We start from the raw sequence: 23,078 nt of genomic DNA on the forward strand, positions 1-23,078 counted from the left end.
CATGACGCAGTCGACACTGCCGACGGACGCTCCGGCGCGGGGAACCGCGCCGGAGCCGGCGTCGTCCGACGCCGAGCGGGTCGCTCCGGTGCTCGCTCCGGAGGACGCCGAGACGGATGCCGGCGCTCGGGACGGCCACCGCCGTCGCACGCTCGCCGACCGACTGTCCCGTGCCCGCGCGATCACCCTGATCATCGCTGTGGTCCTCACCGTGCTGGCCATCGGCGTCTCGGTCGTGATCGGATCGGCCGGCATCACACTCGCGGATGTGTGGAGGTCGGTGCAGCTGGCGATCTTCGGCGGCACGCTGCCGGCCGACTTCGCCCGCACCTTCTCGATCATCACCGAGCTGCGCTTCCCGCGCGCGCTGCTGGCGTTCATCGCCGGGGCCGGCCTGTCGCTGGCGGGCGCGCTCATGCAGGGGCTGCTGCGCAACCCGCTGGTGAGCCCGTTCACCCTCGGCGTGTCACCGGCCGCAGCCTTCGGCGCCGCGCTCGCCATCACGATCTCGGGCGCCACCACGCTCCCGGCCTGGGTCATCATCCTGAGCGCCCTCGGCGTCTCGCTCGCGGTCTCCGCACTCGTGCTCGGCCTCGCCTCGGCGAAGCAGATGGCAGTCGCGGCGCTGCTGCTGCTCGGCATCGCCATCACCCAGCTGTTCGAGGCGCTGACCGCGGGGCTGCAGTTCGTCGCCAGCGAGAACACCCTGCAGGCGATCGTGCGCTGGACCTTCGGATCGGTGAACGACGCCACCTGGAACGATGTGCAGATCGTCGGCGCCATCGTGCTGGTTGCGCTCCCGGTGACGCTCTGGTTCGCGAAGGACCTGAACGCGGTCGCCTTCGCCGGCGACGACGCGGCCAAGAGCCTCGGCGTGAACGTGACCGCACTGCGCGTGGGGCTCATCGGCGTCTCGGTGCTGCTCGCCGCGGTGGTCGTCAGCTTCTGCGGAGTCATCGGCTTCGTGGGCCTGGTCGGCCCGCACATCGCCCGGCTCATCATCGGATCGGACCACCGCTACCTGCTGCCGTTCTCGGTGCTCACCGGCGGTCTGCTGCTGCTCGTGGCCGACACCGTCGGCCGCACCATCCTCGCCCCGGCGGTCATCCCGGTCGGCATCGTGGTGGCGTTCATCGGAGCGCCGATCTTCATCAACCTCATCCTCACGCGCAGGAGCAGCCTCCGATGAGCCTCGAGATCACCGACATCGAATTCTCGTACCCGGGTCACACGGTGCTGAAGGGCGTCTCGCTCGAGGTGCAGCAGGGCAGCTTCTGCGCGCTGCTCGGCCCGAACGGGTCCGGCAAGTCGACGCTCACGAAGATCCTCGCCGGCGTGAACCGTCCGAGCGCGGGACGCGTGCGCTTCGACGGAGTGGACCTGCTCTCACTGCGTCGCCGCGAGCACGCCCGCACTGTCGGTTACGTGCCGCAGTCCGCCGAGGCGCCGTTCGACCTCACCGTGCGCGAGGCCGTGCTGCTCGGGCGGACACCGCACTACGGCCTGCGCCCGGGACGCAAGGACTGGCAGAAGGTCGACGACGCCATCGAGCTGCTCGGTCTGACCGAGCTCGAGAGCCGGCGGCTGTCGGAGCTCTCCGGAGGTCAGGCGCAGCGCGCCATCGTCGCCCGCGCGATCGCGCAGGACACCAGGCTGCTGCTGCTCGACGAGCCGACCAGCGCCCTCGACCTGCGCTACCAGGTCGAGACGCTGCAGCTGGTCCGCTGGATCACGCGCCAGCGCGGCATCACGGCGCTGATCGCGATCCACGACCTGAACCACGCCGGCCGGTTCTGTGACCAGACCGTGCTCCTCAACGGCGGCCGGATCGTGGCATCCGGCTCCCCGCTCGAGGCCTTCGAAGCCGAGCTGCTGCGCGAGGTCTACGGGCTGGACGTCACCGTCGAGGAGCGCGACGGGTACGCCGAGGTGCGACCGGTCGTGCACGAGCTGGAGTACCAGATCTGATGTCCGCGGCGGAGCGCGCCGAGGTCGTCGACGTGGTCGTCGTCGGCGGTGGTCCGCGCGCGGTCGCGACCGTTGAGCGCTTGGACGCGCGGGTGCGAGCGACGGATGCCGCGCCGGTGTCCGTCGTCGTCATCGACGCCGTCGAGGTCGGTGCCGGGGCCACCTGGCGCACCGATCAGACCGCGCAGTTCCTGAACAACACCACCTCGGACGCGACGACGATCCACCCCGACCGCTCGACCCCGATCGACGGGCCGCTCGGCGACGGGCCGACCTTCGTCGAATGGGCGCGCGAGGTGAGCGCCCGCGGAGCGCATGACGTCGCGTGGGCGTTCGCGGAGGCGCAGCGGATCACACCCGGCTCCTTCCCGACTCGGCGGCTGCAGGGCGTCTACTACAACGATCAGCTGGCGCGGGCCGCGGAGCGCGGTGGCGTGCGTCTGACCCGCGTGCTCGGTTCGGTCGTCGATCTCGAGCGCGACGCCGACGCGCGGGTCGTCCGCCTCACGGATGGGCGGCAGTTCCGCGCCGACGCCATCGTGCTCGCCCAGGGCATGGTGCAGGCCGAGGCTTCCGCGTCCGTGCGGGCGTTCGCCGACAACGCTGTCCGGCTCGGTCTGCTCTACATCGATCCGGGCATGCCCGCGGAGAAGCCGTGGCATCTCGTCCCGGCCGGCGAGCCGGTCATCGCGCAGGGGCTCGGCGCGAACTTCTTCGATGTGGTCGCCGAGCTGACCGCAGGACGCGGCGGGCGTTTCCATCCCGTCGCGGATGATCCGCACGGGCGGCTGCGCTACGTGCCCAGTGGCGCGGAGCCGATCGTGCACGCGGCCTCGCGCCGCGGCGTCCCGTACCGCTCGAAGGGCGACTTCGGCGACGGCCCCGTGGTGAAGCACACACCGTCGATCGCGACGGCAGACTGGTTCGATCGGCTGCAGGCGGCTCCGACGGGCTCGGTCGACTTCGCGGCCGAGGTGTGGCCGACGATCGCCGCTGAGCTCGGCCTCGCCTGGCTGCAGGCCGTCGAGGCGCGGCATCCTGGGGCGGTGCTCGGCGGGCTGGATGTCGCGCGGGACGCGCTGATCCGGGCGGCCGCCGCTGATGCGGCATCCGCCGACGAGCGCACCTGGGCAGGTGCGGTTCCGCACACGGATGCTGCGCTGGCCGCGCTCGTGGCGGAACCGGGGAACCGGTTCCGCATCGAGGAGCTGCGCCGCCCGACGCTCGGCCGGGCCACCCGTCCCGGCGAGTGGGACGCCCACGTGGCCAGGCTCGTCGAGGACGAACTCGACTCGCTCGCCGATCCCGCGGGCAGCCCGCGTCAGGCCGTGAACCTCGCGATGGGCGCGCTGCGCGGACGGGCATCCCGCCTCGCCGTGCAGGGCGTGCTGACGGCCCGGTCGCAGGTGCGCGACATCCAGGGGTGGTTCAACGCCGACGGGCTGTTCCTGGCGAGCGGCCCGCCCGCTTCGCGCGTGCGCGAGGTGCTCGCACTGATCGAGGCGGGCATCGTGCGGCTGGTCGGACCCGAGACCTGGATCAGCGTCGACGAGGAGAGCGGAGCGTTCCGCGCCCGCTCGGCGATCACCGGCAGGGATGTCTCCGCCCGCTCGCTGATCGAGACGCGCATGTCCAAGGGCAAGGTCCCGAACACGAGCGACCCGCTGCTGCGGACACTGCTCCGACGGGGCGATGCCCGCATCCACACCCTGCGCGACGCGTCCGGGGCGTTCGAGACGGAGAGCCTCGAGGCGCTCCCGCGCCAGGACACCGAGCACCCGCTCTCGCTGGTCGACGCCGCAGGGCGGCCCGATCCCCGAGTGCTCGTGCTCGGCATCCCGGCGAGCAGCACGCAGCCCGGCAGCGCGATCGGTGCGGCGCCCGGTGTGCCGTCGCCGCTGCTCGCCGGCGCCGACCGCGCCGCCGCGGTGATCCTCGGCCTGCTCGCCGAGGCGGATGCGGCCCGGCCGCTCGAGGCGCTCGCGCGCTGAACAGCGCCGACGTGGACGCGGGCTCCGGCTCGATCGGAGTGGCGGATGCCGCATCCACGGGTGCATCGCAGGTCGTTCAGATGCTCACGCGGAGTACGGCTGGATCTTGAGCGCTCGGGCGAGGTGCGCGGCGTTGGCCGCAGCCGTCTTCGTGGACTGCGCGACCTTCTCCGGAGTGGAGGGAAGGTCTTTGTAGTCGGTCTTGTGCATCGCCTCGCCGTTCCAGTACACCGACCCCTGCGCGGGGAGGGAGAAACCGACGTCGTCGAGGGCCTGGAAGAGGACGGCGGCGATATGGTGGGCGCCGTCCTCGTTGCCGACCACCGCGGCGATGGCGACCTTGTCGAACAGGCTGGGCCGCCCCTGCTCATCGGTCTCGCTCAGCTCGGCGTCGAGCCGTTCGAGGACGCGTTGAGCGACGCTGGAGGCCTGGCCCAGCCACGTCGGCGTCGCGAACACGACGATGTCGGCCGCGAGCACGCGGGCGCGCAGCTCGGGCCATTCGTCGCCATCGCCCATGTCGGTCATCACGCCGGGCCGGATGTCGTGGTCGACCGCTCGGATGCGGTCGCCGACGACGCCGTGCTCGGCGAGCTCGGCGAGGATCTGCTCGCCGAGCACATGGGTGCTCGACTCGGCGGGGGAGGGCTTGAGCGTGCAGTTGATCATGAGTGCTGTCAGTTGCGGGTCCATGCCGGCACGGTAGGCACTTCGGCGTCGCTCCGCCCAGGGGGTTCCATGGATGGTGCCGGTGCGCTATGACATGTTCGGGGCGGCAGCGCGTCTGTCAAGCCCCTTCTGATCCCTGCAGGCACAGGGAAACCTGGCCTCACGCGGCACCCGGCCGCGGAATGGAGGACACCACCATGGGCATCGGAACAGGAATCGTTCTGTTCGTCATCGGCGCGATCCTCGTGTACGCGCTGAACGTGCAGGTCGACTGGATCGACCTCGATCTCGTCGGCTACATCCTGATGGGCGCGGGTGCGGTCGTCTTCGTCATCGGAATCGTGATGATGCTGCGCAGGCGCCGCACCGACACGATCACGCGCACGACTGTCGATCCCGACACCGGTCAGCCGGTGAGTCGGCAGTCGACACGTGCGACCAACGACGAACTGCCGTGAGGGAAGCGGGGGGAGGGGGCGGCGCGGGATGCGCCGCCCCCCTTTTCTCACGCCTGGGCGCCGTAGTCCGGGATCTGCTGCAGGGTCCAGGTGTTGCCGTCCGGGTCGTCGAAGGTGACGAACCGCCCCCAGGGCTGCTCATCCACGCCGCCGGCGGGGACGCCGAGGCCGCGCAGGTGCGCGAGTGCCTCGTCGGCATCGGGCACCACGACCTGGATCGTGTTCTGCAGTCCAGGGGCGAGGTCGTTGCCCATACCGGTGCCGAACGCGATGGAGCAGGCCGAACCGGGAGGGGTCATCTGCACGAAGCGCAGCTCGTCGTTCACCTGGTGGTCGTGATCGGCGTTGAAGCCGATCTTCACGTAGAAATCCTTCGCCCGGTCCACATCGGTGACCGGCACGTAGATGAGTTCGATCTTCCAGTCCATGTCGCACACTCCTCCGTGACGGCAGGCGATCCACCGCCGGGTTCCACATTAGGCAGAGCCTCCGACACGGTGACGAGCGGATGTCGGAGGCCGGGCAGATGATGAACGCATGGACTCTCTACGACTCCGGCCATGGTCGGAGGATGACCTGGGCCTGCTGCAGGCAGCGAACACCGCGGCGATGACGGCGCATCTGAACGGTCCCGAGACCGAGCAGCAGGTGATCGATCGGCACGCCAAGTACCTGCGTCTGTGGAGGGAGGGCACGGCGAGAACCTTCGTGATCGTCGACGAGCAGGGGCGTCCACTCGGCTCGATCGCGCACTGGGGCGCCGAGTGGCGCGACCAGCCGGTCCGTGAGGCCGGGTGGTTCGTGCTCCCCGAGGCGCAGGGACGGGGCGTGTCCTCCCGAGCGATCGAGCTGCTGATCGAGGATGTGCGCGAGCATCGCGGCGATGCCCGCTACCTGACCGCGTACCCCTCGGTCGACAACGCCGCATCGAACGGGGTCTGCACGCACGGCGGCTTCGAGCTGATGGGCACGAAGACCGACGAGTTCCGCGGCGCCGAACTGACCTTCAACGAGTGGGTGCTCGACCTGGAGCGCCTGCCTTAGAGTCCCCGGTGCCCGGCCCACCGGGCCCCGGCTGCGGTCGCCGCGCCCGTGATCAGCGCGTCGATCTCGGGGGAGTGCCGCACGTTGAACGACACGTAGGCGCCGCGCCCGCCGGCGACCGGCCGTCCGTACGCCTTCGCCGCGAGCATCCCGTCCGGCAGCAGCCGCACGGTGATCGACTGCAGCTCGAAGCGTTCGCCTCGGCGCTCGTCCTGCCAGCGCAGCTCCTGCGGGACGCTGACGTTCAGTGCGAGCGCGCCGATCTCGATGCCGTCGTCCATCCCCCGAGGGTACCCGCACCGGAATCGGCTGTCGCGGAGAAGAGCACGGGAGTAAAATCGCGGCGAGGGGCACCCGTCGTACGCCCTGATCGCCGTGGCGCTGCGCTGGGCCGGCGTGCGGATGTCGAGGCCCCTTGTTTGGGGATCATCATGTTCGAGAATCTCACGGCCATGGCTGTGCTCCCGGCGAAGGACCTCGAGCGCGCGAAGCAGTGGTGGCGCGACGTCCTGGGGCGCGACCCGAAATTCACCGACGAGATGTCCGGGAACGCGTTCTACGACGTCGGCGGAACCATCGTGCTGGTGTACGCGACCGGCTTCGCCGGCACCGCGCAGAACACCGCGCTCACCCTCGAGACCGACGACCTCGATCGCGATGTCGCGGCGCTGCGAGACCGCGGGGTCGTGTTCCACGACTACGACTTCCCCGGTCTGAAGACCGTCGACGGGATCGCCGATCTCGGCGGGGAACGCAGTGCGTGGTTCAGCGACAGCGAGGACAACATCATCGCGCTCGGTGAGCCGACGGCTGAGATGCGGGAGCTCGCCAGGGCGGTCCGCTCCGGCGCGGCGGGGTGACGCTCAGCTGCGGTGCGCGCTGTAATACGCGAGGAGCGCCTGCGTGGAAGCATCCTGGGCGGCCACGGCGTCCGCGTCACCCTCGATCGCAGGGGCGATCTGCAGGGCGAGCTGCTTGCCCAGCTCGACACCCCATTGGTCGAAGGAGTTGATGCCCCAGATCGTGCCCTGCGTGAACGTGATGTGCTCGTAGAGCGCGATCAGCTGGCCGAGCACTGACGGCGTGAGCGCCGGCGCGAAGATCGACGTCGTCGGACGGTTGCCGCTGAACGTGCGCGCCGCCACCAGCGCGCCGGTGGTGCCCTCGGCCTCGACCTCTTCCGCGGTCTTGCCGAACGCCAGAGCCTTCGTCTGCGCGAGGAAGTTGGCCAGGAACAGTCCGTGCACGTCACGGCCGTCGTCCTGCAGCGGGTAGGCGGGGTTCACGAAGGCGATGAAGTCGGCGGGGATCAGCCGTGTGCCCTGGTGGATCAGCTGGTAGAACGCGTGCTGGCCGTTGGTGCCCGGCTCGCCCCAGAACACCTCGCCGGTGTCGGTCGTCACCGGTGATCCGTCCCAGCGCACCGACTTGCCGTTGGACTCCATCGTGAGCTGCTGCAGGTACGCGGGGAAGCGGCTGAGCTGCTGCGCGTACGGCAGCACCGCGTGCGACTGCGCGCCGAGGAAGTTCACGTACCAGACGTTCAGGAGCCCCATCAGGACGGGCACGTTGCGCTCCAGCGGCGTCGTGCGCACGTGCTCGTCGACGGCGTGGAAGCCGGACAGCAGCTCGCGGAACGCGTCGCGGCCGAAGGCGATCGCCAGCGACAGGCCGATCGCCGAGTCCACCGAGTAGCGTCCGCCGACCCAGTCCCAGAACCCGAAGGCGTTGGCCGGGTCGATGCCGAAGGCTGCGACCTTGTCGAGTGCGGTCGAGACGGCGACGAAATGGTGCGCGACGGCGTCCTGCCGGCTCGCGTCGTCATCGGAGATCGCCCCGGATGCCGCGAGACCGGCCCACAGCCAGTCGCGCGCGAGACGCGCGTTGGTGAGGGTCTCGAGAGTGGTGAACGTCTTCGAGGCGACGATGAACAGCGTCGTCTCCGGGTCGAGGTCGGCGGTCTTCTGCGCGAGGTCGGTGGGGTCGATGTTCGACACGAACCGTGCCTGGATCCCGGCATCCGCGTATGGCTTGAGAGCCTCGTAGACCATCACCGGCCCGAGGTCGGAGCCGCCGATGCCGATGTTCACGACGTGCGTGACCTTCTTGCCCGTGATGCCGAGCCAGTCGCCGGAGCGCACGCGGTCGGCGAAGACGTACAGCGCCTCGAGCACCTCGTGCACGTCGGCGTCGACGTCCTGTCCGTCGACGACGAGCGTCGGCTCGGCGTCGACCGGGCGACGCAGGGCCGTGTGCAGCACCGCGCGGTCCTCGGTCGTGTTGATGTGCGTGCCCTCGAGCATCTGCGCGTAGCGCTCGGCGACGCCGGTCTGCTCGGCGAGCAGCACGAGGGCATCCCGGATCTCGTCGGTGACCAGGTTCTTCGACAGGTCGACGTGCAGGTCGGCCAGGTCGAGGGCGAGACGCTCGACCCGCTGCGGATCGGCATCGAACCAGCCGCGCAGGTCGGGCGAGAAGGACTCCCGCAGCGAGGTGAGGTCCGCCCAGGCGGAGGTGCGCGTCGGGTCGATCGGAGCGTTCATCCCCTCACGGTAGCGCGCCCCGGCATCCGCGTCGTGAACGTTGCGGCGGGCGCCGGACTGTTGCCGGCGCACACGTGGCGCCCAAGCGCGGGGAGTACGGTCGGGCGCATGCGTGAGAGGACGCCGGATCGCTCCGGGGCCATCGACCTCGTCCGCATCATCGCGGTCGGGGCGATCGTCGCCGGGCATGTGTGGACCCGCGAGGTCACCGCGGACTGGCTGTACACCTGGCACGTCCCGGTGTTCTTCGTCCTGTCCGGCTATCTGTGGCGACCGGAGCGCTCCCCGCGCACCGAACTCGTGCGGCGCACCCGGTCGCTGGCGTATCCATACGTCACGTGGCTCGTGATCCTGACCGTCGTGCTGCTGCTCGTGCAGGGGCCGGGGCCCGACACCCGGCAGCAGATCGCGGGCGGGCTGGCGGGCGGCGGGATCGCCGGAATGCCCTACATCACGCTCTGGTTCGTGGGCGCACTGTTCTTCTCGACGCTGTTGTTCCGGATGCTGCAGTCGCTGCCTCCGGCGGTCACATGGGTCGTCGGAGTGCTCGGCGCTGCCGCCGGCTGGCTGTGGGGTCCGGCCCTGGCGGACACGCCTCTCGGCACCGGCTTCGCCGTCACCTGCCTCGTCTATCTGCTGGTCGGAGACGGTCTCCGACGTCTGCGCGACAGGATCCCGGCGGCTCCGCTCATCGGCCTGCTGCTGGTCGGCTCGAGCGCCGTGCTGATCGTCACCGGGCTGTCCGCCCCGCTCGACATCAAGCAGGGCGACTACGGCACCCCCGTGCTCTCTCTGCTGGTGTCCTCCGGGATCTCGGTCGGGCTGATCCTGCTCGTGGAGAGCGTCGTCCGCCCGGGTGGGTTCTCCCGCCTGTGCACGTTCCTCGCGCTGCCGCTTCTGGTCGTGGTGCTGGCCCATCCGGTGTTCCTCTGGCTGCCGTGGCCGCCGTGGCCGACCTTCGCCGCGGCGGTGCTGGTGCCGCTCGTGGTCGGACTCGTGGCGATCCGCACCCCGGCCGCGCAGTGGATCACCGGGCAGCGGCGGATGCCGCGGCATCCGAGCGCTTCCGTCGCGGAGTAGCGTTGCAGTCATGAAGACTGTGCCGTTCGGATCTGAGACCGCCCCCGCCGTCATCGCCGGAATGATGCGCATCCCCGACAAGACCGATGCGGAGGTGCGCGAGCTCTACGACACGGCCCGTGAGGCCGGTGTGGACTTCTTCGACCACGCCGACATCTACGGCGGGGCGATGCACGTCTGCGAGGACCGGTTCGCCTCCGCGCTCAACCTCAGCACCGCCGAGCGCAGCGAGATCACCATCCAGACCAAGGCCGGCATCGTGCCAGAGCACCAGATGTTCGACTTCTCCTACGAGCACCTCATCGCACAGGTGGAGGGCTCGCTGAAGGCGCTGCGCACCGACTACATCGACGTGCTGCTGCTGCACCGGCCCGACGCCCTCGTCGAACCGGAGGAGGTCGCTCGCGCGTTCGACGAGCTCAGCGCCTCGGGCAAGGTGCGCGCTTTCGGCGTCTCGAACCACACGCCGCGCCAGATCGATCTGCTGCGCACGGCGGTCACGCAGCCGCTGATCGCGAACCAGCTGCAGCTGTCGATCACGCACTCGCCGATCATCGCGCAGGGCGTGGCGGCGAACATGGACGGCGCCGTCCAGAGCGTCGTGCTCGACGGCGGCGGCATCGTGGACTACTGCCGCATCAACGGCATCACGATCCAGGCCTGGTCGCCGTTCCAGGCCGGATTCTTCAACGGGGTGTTCCTGGACAACCCGGACTACCCCGAGCTGAACGCCGTGCTGAAGCGCCTCGCGGCCAAGTACGACGTGACTCCGCTCGGCATCGCCACCGCGTGGATCACCCGGCACCCGGCGAAGATGCAGGTCGTGCTCGGCACGACCACCCCGCAGCGGGTGGCTGATGCAGCGGCAGGCGCCGACGTTGAGCTGACCCGGCCCGAGTGGTACGAGCTGTTCCGCACGGCGGGACACATCGTCCCGTGAGCCCGATCATCTCCGCGGCGGAACTCCGTTCTCTCGTCGAGGACGGCGGGGTACGCGTCCTCGACGCGCGCTGGAAGCTCGGCCGCGACGACGGTCGCGAGCAGTACCTCGCCGGGCACATCCCCGGCGCCGTGTTCGTCGACGTCGAGGGCGAGCTGTCCCGGCATGCGGACCCTCGCGACGGGCGGCATCCGCTGCCCTCCGACGACGCGTTCGCGGCGGCCGTGCGCCGCTGGGGCGTGCGATCCGGAGTGCCAGTGGTCGTCTACGACGACGCAGGGATGCTGGCCTCCTCGCGCCTGTGGTGGGCGCTGCGGCGCGCCGGTTTCGTCGACGTGCGCGTGCTGGACGGCGGCTGGCGGGCCTGGCTCGCCGCGGACGGCGATGTGCAGACCGAGGAGGACCCGGTCGAGGCGAGCGACATCCGGATGGAGGCCGCGGGCGATGCGGGCGCGATCGACACGGCCGGCGCTGGCGCGTGGCCGGAGACGGGCGTGCTCGTCGACGTGCGGGCCGCGGAGAGGTACCGCGGCGAGACCGAGCCCATCGATCCGGTCGCAGGTCACGTGCCAGGCGCGGTCAACCTCCCCATCGTGCAACTGCTCACCGAGGACGGCCGGTTCCGGCCCGCCGCCGACATCGCGGCGGCGTTCGATCGGGTCGGTGCGACGGCGGACATTCCGGTGGCGGCATATTGCGGATCGGGCATCACTGCGGCGCAGTTCGCTCTCGCGGGCGCGCTGATCGACCGTGAGGTGACCGTGTATCCGGGGTCGTGGAGCGCTTGGTCGAACCGGCCGGAGCTGCCGGTCGCGACCGGTCCCGCGCCCGAGCGCGCACCTTAGACTGAGGGCATGCCCGTGCTCTCGATTCTCGTCCTCGCTCTGACGGTCGTGGCGCTGATCGACATCATCACCCGCGACGACTCGCAGGTGAAGCACATGCCCAAGCTCGTGTGGATCCTGCTGGTGGTGTTCCTGCCGCTGATCGGCGGCGTCCTGTGGTTCGCGATCGGGCGGGAGTACCCCGAGGGCGGCATCCGGCTCGGGCGCGAGCGGCGGGAGCGACCCGCGCAGCGGCAGCCTTCGGCACCGGTCGCGCCGGCGCGACCGGTCGACACGCGCAGCACAGAGGAGCAGATCGCCGACCTCGATCGTGAGATCGAGGAATGGCGCCTGCGCGACGAGATCGCCAAGCGCCGGAAGGACCAGCCGGGCGAAGAGGCCTGACCCCGCTCACGCCGCGGTCGACTCCCGGCCGAAGGACTCCTGCACCGCACCTACGAGATCCGGGTACCGGAACCTGTACCCGGCCTCGGTGAGCCGCTCCGGCAGCACCCACCTGCTCTTGAGGATCAGCTCGGTCTCGGTGCGGATGCCGATCGCACCGAGCTCCAGCATCCATCGGGGCATCGGCGGACCGAACCGCACGCCGAGCACGCGACGGACCGTCGCCATGAACTCCGCGTTGTCGACCGGGTTCGGCGACGCCGCGTTGACCGGCCCCGCGAGCTCGGGGTGTGCCTCGAGGAAGTCGATGATGCCGACGATGTCGTCCACGTGCACCCAGCTGAATCGCTGCCGGCCCGCGCGGGCACCGGGGAAGTGCCCGGTGCCGGCTTCGCGGCGTCTGCGGCTCACCGGCCACCGGCCGTCGTGCTGTGCCCCGCCGAGTCCGAGGGCGGCCAGCCGGCGCAGAGGGGCGAGCACACCGCCGTCGCCGAGCACGATCGCGCTGCGCAGTGCCACGCGGCGGGTCGACGGCAGCGGATCGGCGAAGAGTGCGCGCTCCCAGGCCTTGGCGACCTCGACGGAGAATCCGGTGCCGAGTTCCCCGGTCGCCTCGGTCATCGGCCGGTCTTCGGCGTGCCGGTAGATCGTCGCGGTGGACGAGTTCACCCACAGCGCCGGCGGGGCGGCGGCGCCGACGATCGCCCGGCTGAGCGCGGTCGTCGTGTCGAGCCGGGACGAGAAGATCTCGGCGCGGTTCTCGGGGGTGTAGCGGCAGTTCACGCTCTTGCCGGCGAGGCCGATCACCAGTGCCGCGCCGTCGACGGCGGCGTCGATGCCCGCCTGATCCGCCCAGGTGAGGTCGGCGCCGGAGCGGGAGATCGTGACGACCTCGCGGCCGGCCGCGCGATGGTGGGCGGCCAGGTGGCTGCCCATGAAGCCGGAGGGGCCTCCGATCACGACTCTGCCACCGGTCATCGTCGGTCCTCCTCGATGCGATAGACGAATGTCCCGCCGTACTCGTAGACGCGGCCGATCAGCGGCAGGTCGATCGTGACGTCCACGCGTTGCCGGCCGGTCACGGAGTCGTGCGCCTCGCGCAGCCCCACGACGGGGGAGAGGATGCCGGGGACCCGTACCCGGAGTCTGCCGAGTCGCACGCCGACGGCTCTGCTCCGCAGCAGCACCGCGCCGTCGGCGACCCGCGCCTCGAAGCTCGCGCTCACCGTCGCGGGGTCACCGAGCTCGTCGACGAGGCGGCCGCTCGGCGCCAGGCGGACGGAGTCGTGCATGGTCCAGTCGCCGGCGGGGAGCCGGAGTGTGCGCGCCGCCGTCGCCCGGCCCGCCATCATCCGGTTCTCGACCCGGAACGGGATGCCCGTGTGCCGGCCTGCGATGAGGACACTGCGGCGCTGCAGCGGTCGCAGGAACGGCGCCAGCCACCGGTGTCGCGGGCCGACCCTGTCGAAGACGCCCTCGCCGATGCCGACCTGCCCGCTGCCCACTCCCGAGAAGTACGCCTGCAGAGCGGGATGCAGTTCGCGCAGATGCGGACCCAGCGCAAGCGCGTACGGGGAGGTCATGACGCCAGGGTATCGCCATATTTGAACATGTTCAAGAATTGGCCACGGTGCGCAGAATCGCGCCCCGCGGCATCCGATGCCGCGGGGCGCGAATCCCGCTGTCAGCGGGTGACCTCGGTGAACCCGTCCGCGGTGAACGCGGCACGGTCCGCCTCGCCGTTGAGCACCACGCGACGGCCGTCGCGCAGCATCACTCCGTCGACGAACGCGCCGCGTCCCTGCGTGTTCGGGTCGGTGGTGTATCGCCAGCGCAGCTCGTTCGTGCCGGCGGGCAGAGCGGCGGTCGCCTTGCCCCAGTCACGGTGGCCCTGGTTGTCGAAGGTGCCGTCCGTCCTCACCGTGCGGTCGTCGAACCGGACGAGGTACGGCACGAGCGCCCAGGTCGCACCGCCGTCCGACGACGCCTCCAGTGCGAAGACGTCGGTCTCCTCCAGGTCGGCGAACACGTCGAAGGACAGCGACAGATCGTCGCTCGTGGGCACCGCCACCGAGAGCGTGTGCTCCGCAGCATCCTGCGTCCCGCCGAACCACTCCGTCCTGCCCTTCTGCGGCGAGACGGCCAGTGCTTCGGCGAGACCCTGGGCGATCGCGCGACGCGACGGGTTGTTCGAGCCCCAGTTGCGGCTCGGGTGCACCCGGTTCGTCAGCAGCACCGCGAACGAGCGCGAGCGGAAGTCGATCACCAGCGAGGTGCCGGTGTATCCGGTGTGCCCTGCCGTGGTGTCCGAGCTGAGCCCGCCCATGTACCAGAGCTGGTTCAGCTCGAAGCCCAGGCCGTGCGAGTCACCCGGGAACTCCGTGTTCTCATCGGTGATCATCGCCTGCACGGACTTCTCCGACAGGATGCGCTCGCCGCCGTAGCTGCCGCCGTTCAGCAGCATCTGCGCGAGGATCGCCATGTCATGCGTGGTGGAGAACACGCCGGCGTGGCCGGCGACCCCGCCCAGGCTCCAGGTGTTCTCGTCGTGCACCGATCCCCACACCATCCCGCGGGCGGGGGAGACCTGGTACTCGGTGGCAGCGATGCGCGGCTTCAGGCTCGCATCCGGGTTGTACCCGGTGTCGACCATCTTCAGCGGGTCGGTGATGCCCTTCGCGACCAGCACATCGAGCGATTCACCAGTGAGCCGCTCGGCGAGCACGCCCAGCGAGATCAGGTTCAGGTCGGAGTACTCGTACACCGTTCCCGGCGGGTTCTTCACCGGGACGTCCATCACGGCCTTGATGCGCGCGGCCTTGTCGGGGTAGTCGCGCCACAGGGGCAGACCCGAGACCAGACCGGAGGTGTGTGTCAGCATCTGCCGGATCGTGATGGTCTCCTTGCCCCCGTTCGCGAACTCCGGGACGTAGCTGCCGTACGTCGCGTCGAGGTCGACGAGGCCCTTCTCGACCAGCTGCATGATCACGATCGAGGTGAACAGCTTGCTCACCGAGGCCATGTCGTAGATCGTGTCCTGCGTCGCTTTGATGCGCTGGTCCTCGGGCAACTTGGTGGTGCCGTCCTTGTACAGCAGCGAGTAACCGGTCGCGTGCTCGCTGATGATGCGGCCCTGGTGACCCATCACGCCGACCGCCGACGCGTACATCGGCTTCACCGCGGGATCGGTCGGGGTGGCGAAGCCGTCGATGGCCTTCCACGCCGCTTCGATCGGCGCCGGATCCAGGCCGAGCGCCTCTGGGGTGCTGTCGCGCAGAGTCGTGCTGCTCTTCATGAATCCCTCGAACGGCTGATCGAACTGACCTGTGCGTCCCTGCCCCGTGGCATCCGCGAAGGCCGGCGTGAGCGCACCCGTCGCGAGCAGGCCGGCGGTGGCGAGCGCCGCGAGCGCGACGCGACCGGTGCGGCGCATCATCGCGGCCCCCCGTACAGCAGGAACGGCTCGGTATCGTCGCGGAACTTCTGGAGCTCCGGCTGCCAGGCGGCGATGATCTCCTCGGCGGATGCTCCGGCCTCGAGCTGCTCCTGGAACCGGCCGGAGCCGGTGAGCAGGCCGATCCACCGGCCGCCGTCCCCGCGCCAGTCGAACTCAGGATAGAGCCGTCTGGCCTCGACGATCATGTGCGTGGCGACGGCGATCGCGTCGACCTTCGCCGCATCCATGATGTGCACCTGGACGCCGGCGCAGACCACATTGGCGTTCTTCGAGAACGTCGGTGTGAAGTACGCCTCGCGGAACTCCACACCCGCGAGCTTCTTCGCGTTCAGCGCCTGCGCCCAGCGGTAGTCGATGTACGGGGCGCCGATCAGCTCGAAGGGCCGGGTGGTGCCGCGGCCCTCCGACCAGTTCGTCGCCTCGACCATCCCGGTGCCCGGATACAGCGTGGCCGTCTCCGGCGTCGGCATGTTCGGCGACGGCGGGATCCAGCGGTCGGCCTGGTCGGGTCCGACCATCTCGCGCCGCCACCCCTTCGCCTGCACGACCTGCAGGTCGTCCAGTTTCGCGACACCGGCGCGCTCCATGAAGGTCGCGTTGAAGAACAGCGCCAGTTCGCCGACCGTCATGCCGTGCTGCTGCGAGATCTCCAGCAGCCCGACACCCGAAGTGAAGCCCGGACGCAGCACCGGCCCGCGGGCCCTGCCGCCGATCGGGTTCGGGCGGTCGAGCACGACGAAGCGCATGCCGCCCACCTGCGATGCGGCCTGCATCGCCGTCCACATCGTCCAGATGTAGGTGTAGAAGCGCGCACCCACATCCCGGATGTCGAAGACGACGGTGTCGATGCCGGAGGTGGTGAAGAATCCGGCCAGCTTCGTCACCGTCGCGCCGTATGCGTCGTAGACCGTGACGCCGGTGCGCGGATCGACAGAGGTCTCCTCGGCTTCGCCGGCCTGCGCGGTGCCGCGGAAACCGTGCTCGGGACCGAACACCGCCTTCAGGTCGACGCCGCGCGCGACCATGTCGTCGACGATGCTGGTGAAGTCCTCCAGCACGCCCGTGGGGTTGGTGATCACGCCGACCCTGCGGCCGGCGAAGATGCGCCATTTGTCGGATGCCGCGATGTCGGCGCCGGTGCGGATGCGCCGACCGCCTGCGGCGGACGCGGACGCCGTGCCGGCCGTGGCCGAGGTGCCGGCCATCGCGACGCCGGCGGCCGTGGCCGCGGCGACGCCTGCCGCGCCGAACAGGCCTCGTCTCGAGATGCTCATGTCTGCTTCTCTCCTCATCGTTCCGGGGTCACCAGGTGAGTCCGTGGCCGAGCGGGTACAGGATCTGGGTCGGGTCGGTGCCGGAGTAGATGTCGACCGGCAGCTTGCCGCTCGGGCTGATCTCGCCGGTGATGACCTTCGCCAGCGAGGCGAGTGCGGGCATCGCGTACGAATAGGTCGCGATGTAGTCATCCACCTCGCCGAGTTGGTTGATGTCGTACGGGGTGCCCACGCCGGCCACGACGAGGTGCGTGTCCGTGGCATCCAATGCGGCGACCAGCGCCCGCTGCGTGCTCGCGGCCTTGACGCCGGTGGTGAGCACCACAGTGACATCCGCGTCCCGCGCGGCGGCAGCGGCCGCGGTGATCTGCGCCTGCGTCGGAGCGGTGCCCGTCGTCAGCACGGTGGTGGTCGCGCCTCGCGCGGTGAGCTGAGCGGCCAGGTTCTGACCCGTGCTCACGCCGTACCCGGTGACGAGCACCTTCTTGCCGGTGATGCTGACCGGCAGGGCGCCGTTCTCGTTGCGCACCACGGTGGTGGTGCGGTCGGTGATCTTCTCGGCTGCTCGGAGGTTCGACCGCTTGCCCACCTTGTCCATCACCTTCGACACGTCGACCTTCGGATGCTTCGTCACGCCCTGGTTGTACTTCATGACCAGGATGCGCTGCACCGACTCGTCGATGCGCTGCTCGGTGAGCCTGCCGGATGCCACCGCGTCCTCGACGGCACGGTACGCCTCTTGCGGCGCCGCAGGCAGCAGCAGCTGGTCGACGCCGGCCTCAAGGGCGCGGACCGCGACCTCGCCGTCGCCGTACTTCTGTCGCACAGCTGCCATCTCGAGGCCGTCGGTGACGATGACGCCCTTGAAACCGAGGGCCTCGCGCAGCTGGCCGGTGACGATCTTCTTCGACAGGGTGGCGGGGTCGCCGCTGTCGTCGAGGGCCGGCATCACGATGTGCGCGGTCATGATCGAGTCGACGCCCGCGGCGATCGCGGCCTTGAACGGCGGCGCGTCGATCTGCTGCCATTGCTCGAGCGTGTGCGTGATCAGCGGCAGGCCGCTGTGCGAGTCGGTGGCGGTGTCGCCGTGTCCGGGGAAGTGCTTGGCGGTCGCGACGATGCCGGCGTCGTCCTGGTAGCCGGCGACCGCGGCTGCGGTCAGACGCGAGACGAGGGCGGGATCGGACGAGAAGCTGCGCACGCCGATCACGGGGTTGTCCGGATTCACATTCACGTCGGCGTCGGGGGCGTTGTCCTGCTGGATGCCCATCGCCAACAGCTCCTGGCCGGTGATCGCCGCGGCCCTGCGGGTGTCCTTCGAGCTGCCCCCGGCGCCGAGCGCCATGCTGCCCGGGAACAGGGTGGCGGGGGAGCCGATGCGGGTGACGATGCCCTGCTCCTGGTCGGTGCTGACCAGCAGAGGGATGCCGGCGCCGGCATCCGCCGCGGCATCCTGCAGACCGTTCGAGAGCGTGGCGACCTGCACCGGGTCGGTGACGTTGTCGCGTGCCGAGAACAGGATGAAGCCGCCGGGCTCGTACTCCGAGATGATGCCGGCCGCGTCGGACTGGCCGTACAGTGCGGTGTTCCGCGCATCCTGTGTGGTGGCCGTCTGGCCGTACGCGAACAGGATGAAGAGCTGCCCGATCTTCTCCTCCAGCGTCATCGACGCCAGGGTGCGACGGGCGTACTCCGCGGCGCGGTCCTTGGCGTGCGAGGCGGACTGGCCGCCTGTCGCCGGTGGGGTCTCCGCTGTCGCCGCCGTGACCGGGGCAAGCCCGACCGCCAGCGCGAGCGCCGCGGCGGTCGCGACCGACCGTCGGAAAGATATGTTTCGCATGACGCCACTCCTCGATGAGTTTCGTCCCCAGCTTCGCCCACCCCAGGGCGTCGCCAGCCTAGCCCTCTCAGACCCGTTCTGAATAGGGGGCTAACTATTTCGGTCGCTCAGTCGCCCTTCAGTCGCACCTGTCGCTCATGCCCGGTCTCGGAGAGCTCCGCGATGTCGTCGCGTGACTTCAGGAAGTCCGAGAAGGACCGATAACCGAGCGCCTTTTCGCTGAAAGACGGGTCCATGCGGCGCATCTGGGTCTTGATCGTCGAGCTGTGCAGCCACTCGTCGGCGTCGGCCTTGTCATGCCCCAGGCGCAGTGCACGGATCAGCAGCGCGGATGCCTCGATCTGCTCCTCGGAGGTCAGATCGACGTCGTCATCGACCGGTGCGGCAGGTGCCTTCTTCGTGTTCCTGCGCTTCGCTGCGGGCTTCTGCGCGGGTTCCGGATCCGAATCTTTTGTATCGGATGTTGCGGGTTCTGTCGCCTGCGGGGCATCCGCCTTGGGGGCGCTGCGCGGCTTCGCCGCGCGCTTCTCGATGATGAGCCTGTCGACGCCGGGCAGCGAGTCGTAGGACTCGAACTGGTCGCACGCGGCGGCCAGCGACTTCGCCGTGGAGCCCGCGACGCCGACGCCGATCACGTAGCGGCCGAGGCGCTTGCAGCGCTGCGCGAGCGGCACGTAGTCGCTGTCGCCGGCGACGATCACCACATGGGTGAGGTCGGGCAGCCGGAACATGTCCTCCACCGCGTCGACGGCGAGGCGGATGTCGGCGCCGTTCTTCGCGTACGCGGCGGCAGGGAACAGCTGCACCAGGTCGACCGCACGGGCGACCAGCTGCGAGCGGTACTCGGCGTTCACCGGCGACGACCAGTCGGCGTAGGCACGGGTGAGCACCAAGGTTCCGAACGACGACGCGTAGTCGATGATCGCGCCGACATCGATGACGGCGCGGCTCAGCCGCTCGGCCACCTCGGCGTCGTGCGGGTCGTCAGCGATGCGCTGCCGGTCCTTCGAATAGGCGTTGCGGCCGTGCACCCGGTCGTACCAGGAGATGACGATGTTGTCGAAGTCCAGGTAGACCGCGACGCGGGCATCGGTCTCATCAGCCATCAGGCCTGCTCCTCTCCGGGGTAGCGCACCCCGATCTGGCGGCGGATCTCGTCCAGCGCTCCCATGATCTCCACGGTCTCGGCGATCGGCAGGATGTCGCCGGCGATGTTCCCCTCGGCGACCAGACGCTCGGCGGCGAGGGCCTCGAACTGCATGCCGCGGCCGTCGATCTCGGTGCGGTACTCCTCGAGCACCTCCCCGTCGGGCGCGACGACACGGAACGAGGTTGCCGCGTAGAAGACCCGGTCGACCTCGATCCTGGCCTCCGTGCCGACGATCGCGGCGGTGTTCGGCCCAGCGGCGCGCGACGACGACAGGCTGGTCGAGACCGCGCCGCCCGCGTGCGTCATGACGGTCGCGACCTCGGCATCCGCTCCGGTGTCGAGAAGGCGACCCGATGCCTGGATGCTGGTGGGTGCGCCCAGTACGTCCCAGATGAACGAGATCGGGTAGATGCCGAGGTCGAGCAGCGCGCCGCCGCCGAGCTCGAGCGCGTTGATGCGGTGCGAGGGATCAGTGGGCAGGCTCTGGGTGTGGTCGGCCATCACCGCGCGGATCTCGCCGAGTGTGCCGGCCGCGAGGATCTCGCGGATGCGCACCATGTGCGGCAGGTAGCGGCTCCACATCGCCTCCATGGCGAGCAGGCCCTTCTCGGCGGCGAGGGCCTGCAGGGCCTCTGCCTCAGCCCGGTTGACCGTGAACGCCTTCTCGACGAGCACGTGCTTGCCGTGCTCCAGCGCGAGGCGGGCGTTCGCGTGGTGCATCGGATGGGGTGTCGAGACGTAGACGATGTCGACGTCGGGGTCGGCCACGAGCGCCTCGTACGAGGCGTGCGCGTGCGGGATGTCGAACCGCGCCGCGAAGGCGTCCGCCGATTCCTGCGAGCGGGAGCCGACCGCCCTGACATCGAGGCCCGCGGTGCGGAGGTCGGAGGTGAAGGCGGTCGCGATGCCGCCGGTGGCGAGGATTCCCCAGCGCAGTCCAGTCATGGTTTCAGCGTAGCGGGGCTACCCTTCCTCTCGTCGCTGCGCTCCTCGCTCGGGAACCGGGCCAGAGCGCGCTGACGAAGGGTCGGAGTCCGGGGGCCCGACACCCCCGGACTCCGAGTCAGAGGAGCGCGAGCGCGCGCTCGAGGTCCGCGATGAGGTCGGCGGGATCCTCCAGGCCGACCGAGACGCGGACGGTGCCCAGCGAGATGCCCGCCGCGGAGCGCTGCTCGGCGTTCAGGTGGTTGTGGGTCATCAGCGCCGGGTGCGCGACGATGCTGCGCGCATCGCCGATGTTCGCGATCAGACGGAACGTCTGGAGCCCGTCGATGAGTCGGGCGACCCGCTCGAGCTCGTCCTCGTCGCCGTCGGGAGCGAGGTCGAAGGAGAACACCGAGGGCACGCCGCGCGGCAGGTAGCGTCCTGCGAGCTCGTGCCACGGATTGCCGGCGAGGCCGGGGTGGTGCACGGCGGCGATCTTGGGGTGGCCGGCGAGGTACTCGGCGATCTTCAGCGCGGAACCGCTCTGGCGCGACACGCGGAGGTCGAGCGTCTCGATGCCCTGCAGGATCTGCCACGCGTTGAACGGCGAGAGCGCGGGGCCGAGGTCGCTGACGTACTTCGACTTGGCCAGCACGGTGAACGCGCGGGTCGGGCCGAACTCCTCCCACGGCACGACATCGCCGAAGCGGTGCTGCGAGCGGGTGAGCTGCGGCCACTTCTCGGGCTCCGCGCCGAAGTCGAAGCTGCCCAGGTCGACGACGACGCCGCCGAGAGAGGTGCCGTGTCCTGCGAGGAACTTCGTCGCCGAGTGCACCGAGAAGTCGGCGCCGTGCTCGCCCGGGCGGATGAGGTAGGGGGTGCCGACGGTGTTGTCGATCACGAGCGGGACGCCCGCGTCATGCGCGATGTCGGCGACCAGACGGATGTCGAGAACCTGGGCGATCGGGTTTGCGACGGACTCGGCGAAGAACACACGGGTCTGCGGGGTGACGGCCGCGCGCCAGGCATCCGCGTCGTCCTGGTCGACGAACGTCGTCGTGATGCCGAAGTCGTCGAGGGTGTCCTGCAGCAGGTCGACCGAGCCGCCGTAGAGCTGGTTGGCAGCGATGATGTGCCCGCCGCGGCCGGCGAGGGCGAGCAGGGTGATGGCGACGGCCGCCTGGCCGGAGGCCACGGCGACCGCGCTGACGCCGCCTTCGAGCGCCGCGACGCGCTCCTCGAGGATCAGCTGGGTCGGGCTGGAGTTGCGGCTGTAGATGATGCCCGACTTGCGCAGCGCGAACAGGTCGGCCGCCTCCTGCAGATTCGCGAACTCGTACGCGGCGGTCTGATGGATCGGCGGCACCGCCGTGCGATGCTGCACCCCCGCCGCGAAGCCGTGCTGCACCTGTGCGGTCGCGAAGGAGGCAGCGGCGGAGACGGTGTCGGGGGAGGTCATCCCCCTATCTTCTTGTGCGTGCTCCTCCGGCGCCGTCCATGTGTCGAACTATTGCAGTCCCGGGAATGGATCAGCGGATCAGGGGATCAGGACGATCTTGCCCTGCACGGCGTGGGACTCGACGAGCTCGTGCGCACGGGCGGCCTCGGCCAGCGGCAGCTCGGGACCGAGCTCGACGGAGAAGTCGCCTGCGACGAGCAGGTTGATCGTCAGCGGGAGCGCTTCCGCGCGCCAGGAGAGCTGTTCCTCGGTGAGCGGCTCGGGGCTGCCGCCCGAGTACGCGTGGATGCCGAAGGATGCGGCATCAGGCCCGCGTACGATCGTCGCGATCCGATCGCGGTCGGCGACGAGATCGAGGGATGCCTGGATCGCCTCGTCCGTGCCCGCGCAGTCCAGCACCACGTCGACGCCCTGAGGGGCCGCTTCGCGCACCCGGTCCTCGAGACCCTCGCCGTAGGAGATCGGGATCGCGCCGAGCTCGCGCAGCCGATCGTGCCTGGCCGGGCTGGCGGTGGCGATCACCGTGGCGCCCCACAGCACCGCGTACTGGATCGCGGCCTGTCCGACCGCACCCGAGCCGGCATGCACGAGCAGCGTCTCGCCCTTCGCGACGCGCAGCGAGCGCAGCGACTGATACGCGGTGCCGACCGGGATCGCGAGCGCTGCGCCCTCCGCGGCGGTGACGCCGTCGAGCAGATGGGCGAGGTGGGCCACCGGCACGGTGAGCAGCGTGGCATAGGTGCCGAGGGTGTCGCGGATGGCCACCCGGTCGCCGACGGCGAAGCCGCTCACGCCCGTTCCGACGTGGGCGATGGTGCCCGCGCCGTCGAAGCCGACGTGCCGCGGCTCGGTGAGCGGCGGCAGCGGGCGGCCACCGCTGCGCTGTTTGGCGTCGATCGGGTTCACTCCGGCCGCCTCGATGCGCACCACGACCTCGCCCTCGCCCGGAACAGGATCCGGCACCTCCACGAGGCGGAGGACGTCAGGTGAGCCGATTTCCGAGAACACGATCGCGCGAGCCATGCTGCCAGGCTAACGCGGGTGGCCGACGG

General features: G+C 70.1%; 23 protein-coding genes. 10 read left to right on the forward strand and 13 right to left on the reverse strand.

Annotation, left to right across the window (positions count from 1 at the left end):
• Position 1 precedes the first annotated feature (1 nt).
• From ACFVAE_RS16605 to ACFVAE_RS16615, 3 genes are read left to right on the forward strand one after another with little or no spacing between them, the layout of a single operon-like run.
• Positions 2 to 1,189, forward strand: a complete 1,188-nt coding sequence (locus ACFVAE_RS16605; RefSeq protein WP_378894531.1) for a FecCD family ABC transporter permease — start codon at positions 2 to 4, stop codon at positions 1,187 to 1,189.
• Positions 1,186 to 1,968, forward strand: a complete 783-nt coding sequence (locus ACFVAE_RS16610) for an ABC transporter ATP-binding protein (protein ID WP_378894533.1) — start codon at positions 1,186 to 1,188, stop codon at positions 1,966 to 1,968. Before ACFVAE_RS16605 ends, ACFVAE_RS16610 begins: the two co-directional genes overlap by 4 nt.
• The gene (locus tag ACFVAE_RS16615; RefSeq protein WP_378894536.1) at positions 1,968 to 3,959 is read left to right on the forward strand and encodes an FAD/NAD(P)-binding protein; all 1,992 of its coding nucleotides are present in this window, start codon (positions 1,968 to 1,970) and stop codon (positions 3,957 to 3,959) included. The genes ACFVAE_RS16610 and ACFVAE_RS16615 overlap by 1 nt, the downstream gene beginning before the upstream one ends.
• Before the next feature lie 84 nt (positions 3,960 to 4,043).
• Here ACFVAE_RS16615 and ACFVAE_RS16620 read toward each other — a convergent pair whose 3' ends face one another.
• On the reverse strand, positions 4,044 to 4,652 hold the full coding sequence (locus ACFVAE_RS16620; protein ID WP_378894539.1) for a flavodoxin family protein: 609 nt from the start codon (positions 4,650 to 4,652) through the stop codon (positions 4,044 to 4,046).
• 173 nt (positions 4,653 to 4,825) lie between these two features.
• Between ACFVAE_RS16620 and ACFVAE_RS16625 the strand changes: the two genes are divergently transcribed.
• A complete protein-coding gene (locus ACFVAE_RS16625) occupies positions 4,826 to 5,086 on the forward strand; it encodes a DUF6458 family protein (protein WP_378894542.1) in 261 nt (86 codons plus the stop codon).
• A gap of 47 nt (positions 5,087 to 5,133) precedes the next feature.
• Here the strand turns inward: ACFVAE_RS16625 and ACFVAE_RS16630 are convergent, their stop codons facing one another.
• Positions 5,134 to 5,514, reverse strand: coding sequence for a VOC family protein (locus tag ACFVAE_RS16630; protein ID WP_378894545.1), 381 nt, complete (start codon positions 5,512 to 5,514; stop codon positions 5,134 to 5,136).
• A 109-nt stretch (positions 5,515 to 5,623) separates the two neighbouring features.
• On the opposite strand from ACFVAE_RS16630, the gene ACFVAE_RS16635 reads away from it, so the two are divergent.
• Positions 5,624 to 6,130, forward strand: a complete 507-nt coding sequence (locus tag ACFVAE_RS16635) for a GNAT family N-acetyltransferase (RefSeq protein ID WP_378894548.1) — start codon at positions 5,624 to 5,626, stop codon at positions 6,128 to 6,130.
• Here the strand turns inward: ACFVAE_RS16635 and ACFVAE_RS16640 are convergent.
• Positions 6,127 to 6,411, reverse strand: coding sequence for a hypothetical protein (locus ACFVAE_RS16640; protein ID WP_378894551.1), 285 nt, complete (start codon positions 6,409 to 6,411; stop codon positions 6,127 to 6,129). The two genes, ACFVAE_RS16635 and ACFVAE_RS16640, sit on opposite strands and share 4 nt — an antisense overlap.
• 150 nt (positions 6,412 to 6,561) lie before the next feature.
• Between ACFVAE_RS16640 and ACFVAE_RS16645 the strand changes: the two genes are divergently transcribed.
• Entirely contained in the window at positions 6,562 to 6,990 is a 429-nt protein-coding gene (locus ACFVAE_RS16645; RefSeq protein WP_378894554.1) for a VOC family protein, read from the forward strand.
• A gap of 3 nt (positions 6,991 to 6,993) precedes the next feature.
• On the opposite strand, the gene pgi is transcribed toward ACFVAE_RS16645, so the two are convergent.
• Positions 6,994 to 8,673, reverse strand: coding sequence for a glucose-6-phosphate isomerase (gene pgi / locus ACFVAE_RS16650; protein ID WP_378894557.1), 1,680 nt, complete (start codon positions 8,671 to 8,673; stop codon positions 6,994 to 6,996).
• Positions 8,674 to 8,781: 108 nt separating this feature from the next.
• Here pgi and ACFVAE_RS16655 point away from each other — a divergent pair, with 108 nt between their 5' ends.
• Genes ACFVAE_RS16655 through ACFVAE_RS16670 form a run of 4 tightly spaced genes read left to right on the forward strand, consistent with a single transcriptional unit; the run spans position 8,782 to position 11,922 of the window.
• A complete protein-coding gene (locus ACFVAE_RS16655; RefSeq protein ID WP_378894559.1) occupies positions 8,782 to 9,753 on the forward strand; it encodes an acyltransferase family protein in 972 nt (323 codons plus the stop codon).
• 10 nt (positions 9,754 to 9,763) lie between these two features.
• Positions 9,764 to 10,693, forward strand: a complete 930-nt coding sequence (locus ACFVAE_RS16660) for an aldo/keto reductase family oxidoreductase (RefSeq protein WP_378894562.1) — start codon at positions 9,764 to 9,766, stop codon at positions 10,691 to 10,693.
• On the forward strand, positions 10,690 to 11,538 hold the full coding sequence (locus ACFVAE_RS16665) for a sulfurtransferase (RefSeq protein WP_378894565.1): 849 nt from the start codon (positions 10,690 to 10,692) through the stop codon (positions 11,536 to 11,538). The genes ACFVAE_RS16660 and ACFVAE_RS16665 overlap by 4 nt, the downstream gene beginning before the upstream one ends.
• Positions 11,539 to 11,547: 9 nt before the next feature.
• Positions 11,548 to 11,922 carry a PLD nuclease N-terminal domain-containing protein gene (locus ACFVAE_RS16670; RefSeq protein ID WP_378894568.1) on the forward strand — a complete coding sequence of 125 codons (375 nt, stop codon included), beginning with the start codon at positions 11,548 to 11,550 and terminating at the stop codon, positions 11,920 to 11,922.
• 6 nt (positions 11,923 to 11,928) lie between these two features.
• Here ACFVAE_RS16670 and ACFVAE_RS16675 read toward each other — a convergent pair whose 3' ends face one another.
• The 9 genes from ACFVAE_RS16675 to ACFVAE_RS16715 all read right to left on the reverse strand — a co-directional run bounded on the left by ACFVAE_RS16675 (position 11,929) and on the right by ACFVAE_RS16715 (position 23,049).
• On the reverse strand, positions 11,929 to 12,900 hold the full coding sequence (locus tag ACFVAE_RS16675) for an epimerase (RefSeq protein ID WP_378894571.1): 972 nt from the start codon (positions 12,898 to 12,900) through the stop codon (positions 11,929 to 11,931).
• Positions 12,897 to 13,505 (reverse strand): DUF4166 domain-containing protein, encoded by a 609-nt coding sequence (locus ACFVAE_RS16680; protein WP_378894574.1) that lies wholly within the window; start codon positions 13,503 to 13,505, stop codon positions 12,897 to 12,899. Before ACFVAE_RS16680 ends, ACFVAE_RS16675 begins: the two co-directional genes overlap by 4 nt.
• Positions 13,506 to 13,606: 101 nt before the next feature.
• On the reverse strand, positions 13,607 to 15,358 hold the full coding sequence (locus ACFVAE_RS16685) for a serine hydrolase (protein WP_378894576.1): 1,752 nt from the start codon (positions 15,356 to 15,358) through the stop codon (positions 13,607 to 13,609).
• Positions 15,355 to 16,653: an exo-beta-N-acetylmuramidase NamZ domain-containing protein gene (locus ACFVAE_RS16690; RefSeq protein WP_378894579.1), complete on the reverse strand. Its 1,299-nt coding sequence runs from the start codon at positions 16,651 to 16,653 to the stop codon at positions 15,355 to 15,357. The genes ACFVAE_RS16685 and ACFVAE_RS16690 overlap by 4 nt, the downstream gene beginning before the upstream one ends.
• Positions 16,654 to 16,681: 28 nt before the next feature.
• Positions 16,682 to 18,493: a glycoside hydrolase family 3 protein gene (locus tag ACFVAE_RS16695; protein ID WP_378894582.1), complete on the reverse strand. Its 1,812-nt coding sequence runs from the start codon at positions 18,491 to 18,493 to the stop codon at positions 16,682 to 16,684.
• 107 nt (positions 18,494 to 18,600) lie between these two features.
• Positions 18,601 to 19,599, reverse strand: a complete 999-nt coding sequence (locus ACFVAE_RS16700) for an NYN domain-containing protein (RefSeq protein WP_378859824.1) — start codon at positions 19,597 to 19,599, stop codon at positions 18,601 to 18,603.
• Positions 19,599 to 20,588: a Gfo/Idh/MocA family protein gene (locus tag ACFVAE_RS16705; RefSeq protein ID WP_378894585.1), complete on the reverse strand. Its 990-nt coding sequence runs from the start codon at positions 20,586 to 20,588 to the stop codon at positions 19,599 to 19,601. The genes ACFVAE_RS16700 and ACFVAE_RS16705 overlap by 1 nt, the downstream gene beginning before the upstream one ends.
• 118 nt (positions 20,589 to 20,706) lie before the next feature.
• Positions 20,707 to 22,026: an O-acetylhomoserine aminocarboxypropyltransferase/cysteine synthase family protein gene (locus tag ACFVAE_RS16710; RefSeq protein WP_378894587.1), complete on the reverse strand. Its 1,320-nt coding sequence runs from the start codon at positions 22,024 to 22,026 to the stop codon at positions 20,707 to 20,709.
• Between the two features lie 78 nt (positions 22,027 to 22,104).
• Positions 22,105 to 23,049, reverse strand: coding sequence for a zinc-binding alcohol dehydrogenase family protein (locus tag ACFVAE_RS16715; protein ID WP_378894590.1), 945 nt, complete (start codon positions 23,047 to 23,049; stop codon positions 22,105 to 22,107).
• Between the last annotated feature and the right edge of the window lie 29 nt (positions 23,050 to 23,078).

It is taken from the genome of Microbacterium sp. NPDC057659, assembly GCF_042799915.1.
GTDB lineage: Bacteria > Actinomycetota > Actinomycetes > Actinomycetales > Microbacteriaceae > Microbacterium.

Excerpts from the sequence above, each read along its gene's own strand:
- ACFVAE_RS16655 (WP_378894559.1), top strand. The coding sequence starts at position 8,782 with ATGCGTGAGAGGACGCCGGATCGCTCCGGGGCCATCGACCTCGTCCGC.
- ACFVAE_RS16610 (WP_378894533.1), top strand. The coding sequence starts at position 1,186 with ATGAGCCTCGAGATCACCGACATCGAATTCTCGTACCCGGGTCACACG.
- ACFVAE_RS16615 (WP_378894536.1), top strand. The coding sequence starts at position 1,968 with ATGTCCGCGGCGGAGCGCGCCGAGGTCGTCGACGTGGTCGTCGTCGGC.
- ACFVAE_RS16660 (WP_378894562.1), top strand. The coding sequence starts at position 9,764 with ATGAAGACTGTGCCGTTCGGATCTGAGACCGCCCCCGCCGTCATCGCC.
- ACFVAE_RS16680 (WP_378894574.1), bottom strand. The coding sequence starts at position 13,505 with ATGACCTCCCCGTACGCGCTTGCGCTGGGTCCGCATCTGCGCGAACTG.
- ACFVAE_RS16670 (WP_378894568.1), top strand. The coding sequence starts at position 11,548 with ATGCCCGTGCTCTCGATTCTCGTCCTCGCTCTGACGGTCGTGGCGCTG.
- ACFVAE_RS16710 (WP_378894587.1), bottom strand. The coding sequence starts at position 22,026 with ATGACCTCCCCCGACACCGTCTCCGCCGCTGCCTCCTTCGCGACCGCA.
- ACFVAE_RS16640 (WP_378894551.1), bottom strand. The coding sequence starts at position 6,411 with ATGGACGACGGCATCGAGATCGGCGCGCTCGCACTGAACGTCAGCGTC.
- ACFVAE_RS16700 (WP_378859824.1), bottom strand. The coding sequence starts at position 19,599 with ATGGCTGATGAGACCGATGCCCGCGTCGCGGTCTACCTGGACTTCGAC.
- ACFVAE_RS16605 (WP_378894531.1), top strand. The coding sequence starts at position 2 with ATGACGCAGTCGACACTGCCGACGGACGCTCCGGCGCGGGGAACCGCG.
- ACFVAE_RS16675 (WP_378894571.1), bottom strand. The coding sequence starts at position 12,900 with ATGACCGGTGGCAGAGTCGTGATCGGAGGCCCCTCCGGCTTCATGGGC.
- ACFVAE_RS16705 (WP_378894585.1), bottom strand. The coding sequence starts at position 20,588 with ATGACTGGACTGCGCTGGGGAATCCTCGCCACCGGCGGCATCGCGACC.
- ACFVAE_RS16635 (WP_378894548.1), top strand. The coding sequence starts at position 5,624 with ATGGACTCTCTACGACTCCGGCCATGGTCGGAGGATGACCTGGGCCTG.
- ACFVAE_RS16620 (WP_378894539.1), bottom strand. The coding sequence starts at position 4,652 with ATGGACCCGCAACTGACAGCACTCATGATCAACTGCACGCTCAAGCCC.
- ACFVAE_RS16690 (WP_378894579.1), bottom strand. The coding sequence starts at position 16,653 with ATGAGCATCTCGAGACGAGGCCTGTTCGGCGCGGCAGGCGTCGCCGCG.
- ACFVAE_RS16695 (WP_378894582.1), bottom strand. The coding sequence starts at position 18,493 with ATGCGAAACATATCTTTCCGACGGTCGGTCGCGACCGCCGCGGCGCTC.
- ACFVAE_RS16645 (WP_378894554.1), top strand. The coding sequence starts at position 6,562 with ATGTTCGAGAATCTCACGGCCATGGCTGTGCTCCCGGCGAAGGACCTC.
- ACFVAE_RS16625 (WP_378894542.1), top strand. The coding sequence starts at position 4,826 with ATGGGCATCGGAACAGGAATCGTTCTGTTCGTCATCGGCGCGATCCTC.
- ACFVAE_RS16715 (WP_378894590.1), bottom strand. The coding sequence starts at position 23,049 with ATGGCTCGCGCGATCGTGTTCTCGGAAATCGGCTCACCTGACGTCCTC.
- ACFVAE_RS16685 (WP_378894576.1), bottom strand. The coding sequence starts at position 15,358 with ATGATGCGCCGCACCGGTCGCGTCGCGCTCGCGGCGCTCGCCACCGCC.
- pgi (WP_378894557.1), bottom strand. The coding sequence starts at position 8,673 with ATGAACGCTCCGATCGACCCGACGCGCACCTCCGCCTGGGCGGACCTC.
- ACFVAE_RS16630 (WP_378894545.1), bottom strand. The coding sequence starts at position 5,514 with ATGGACTGGAAGATCGAACTCATCTACGTGCCGGTCACCGATGTGGAC.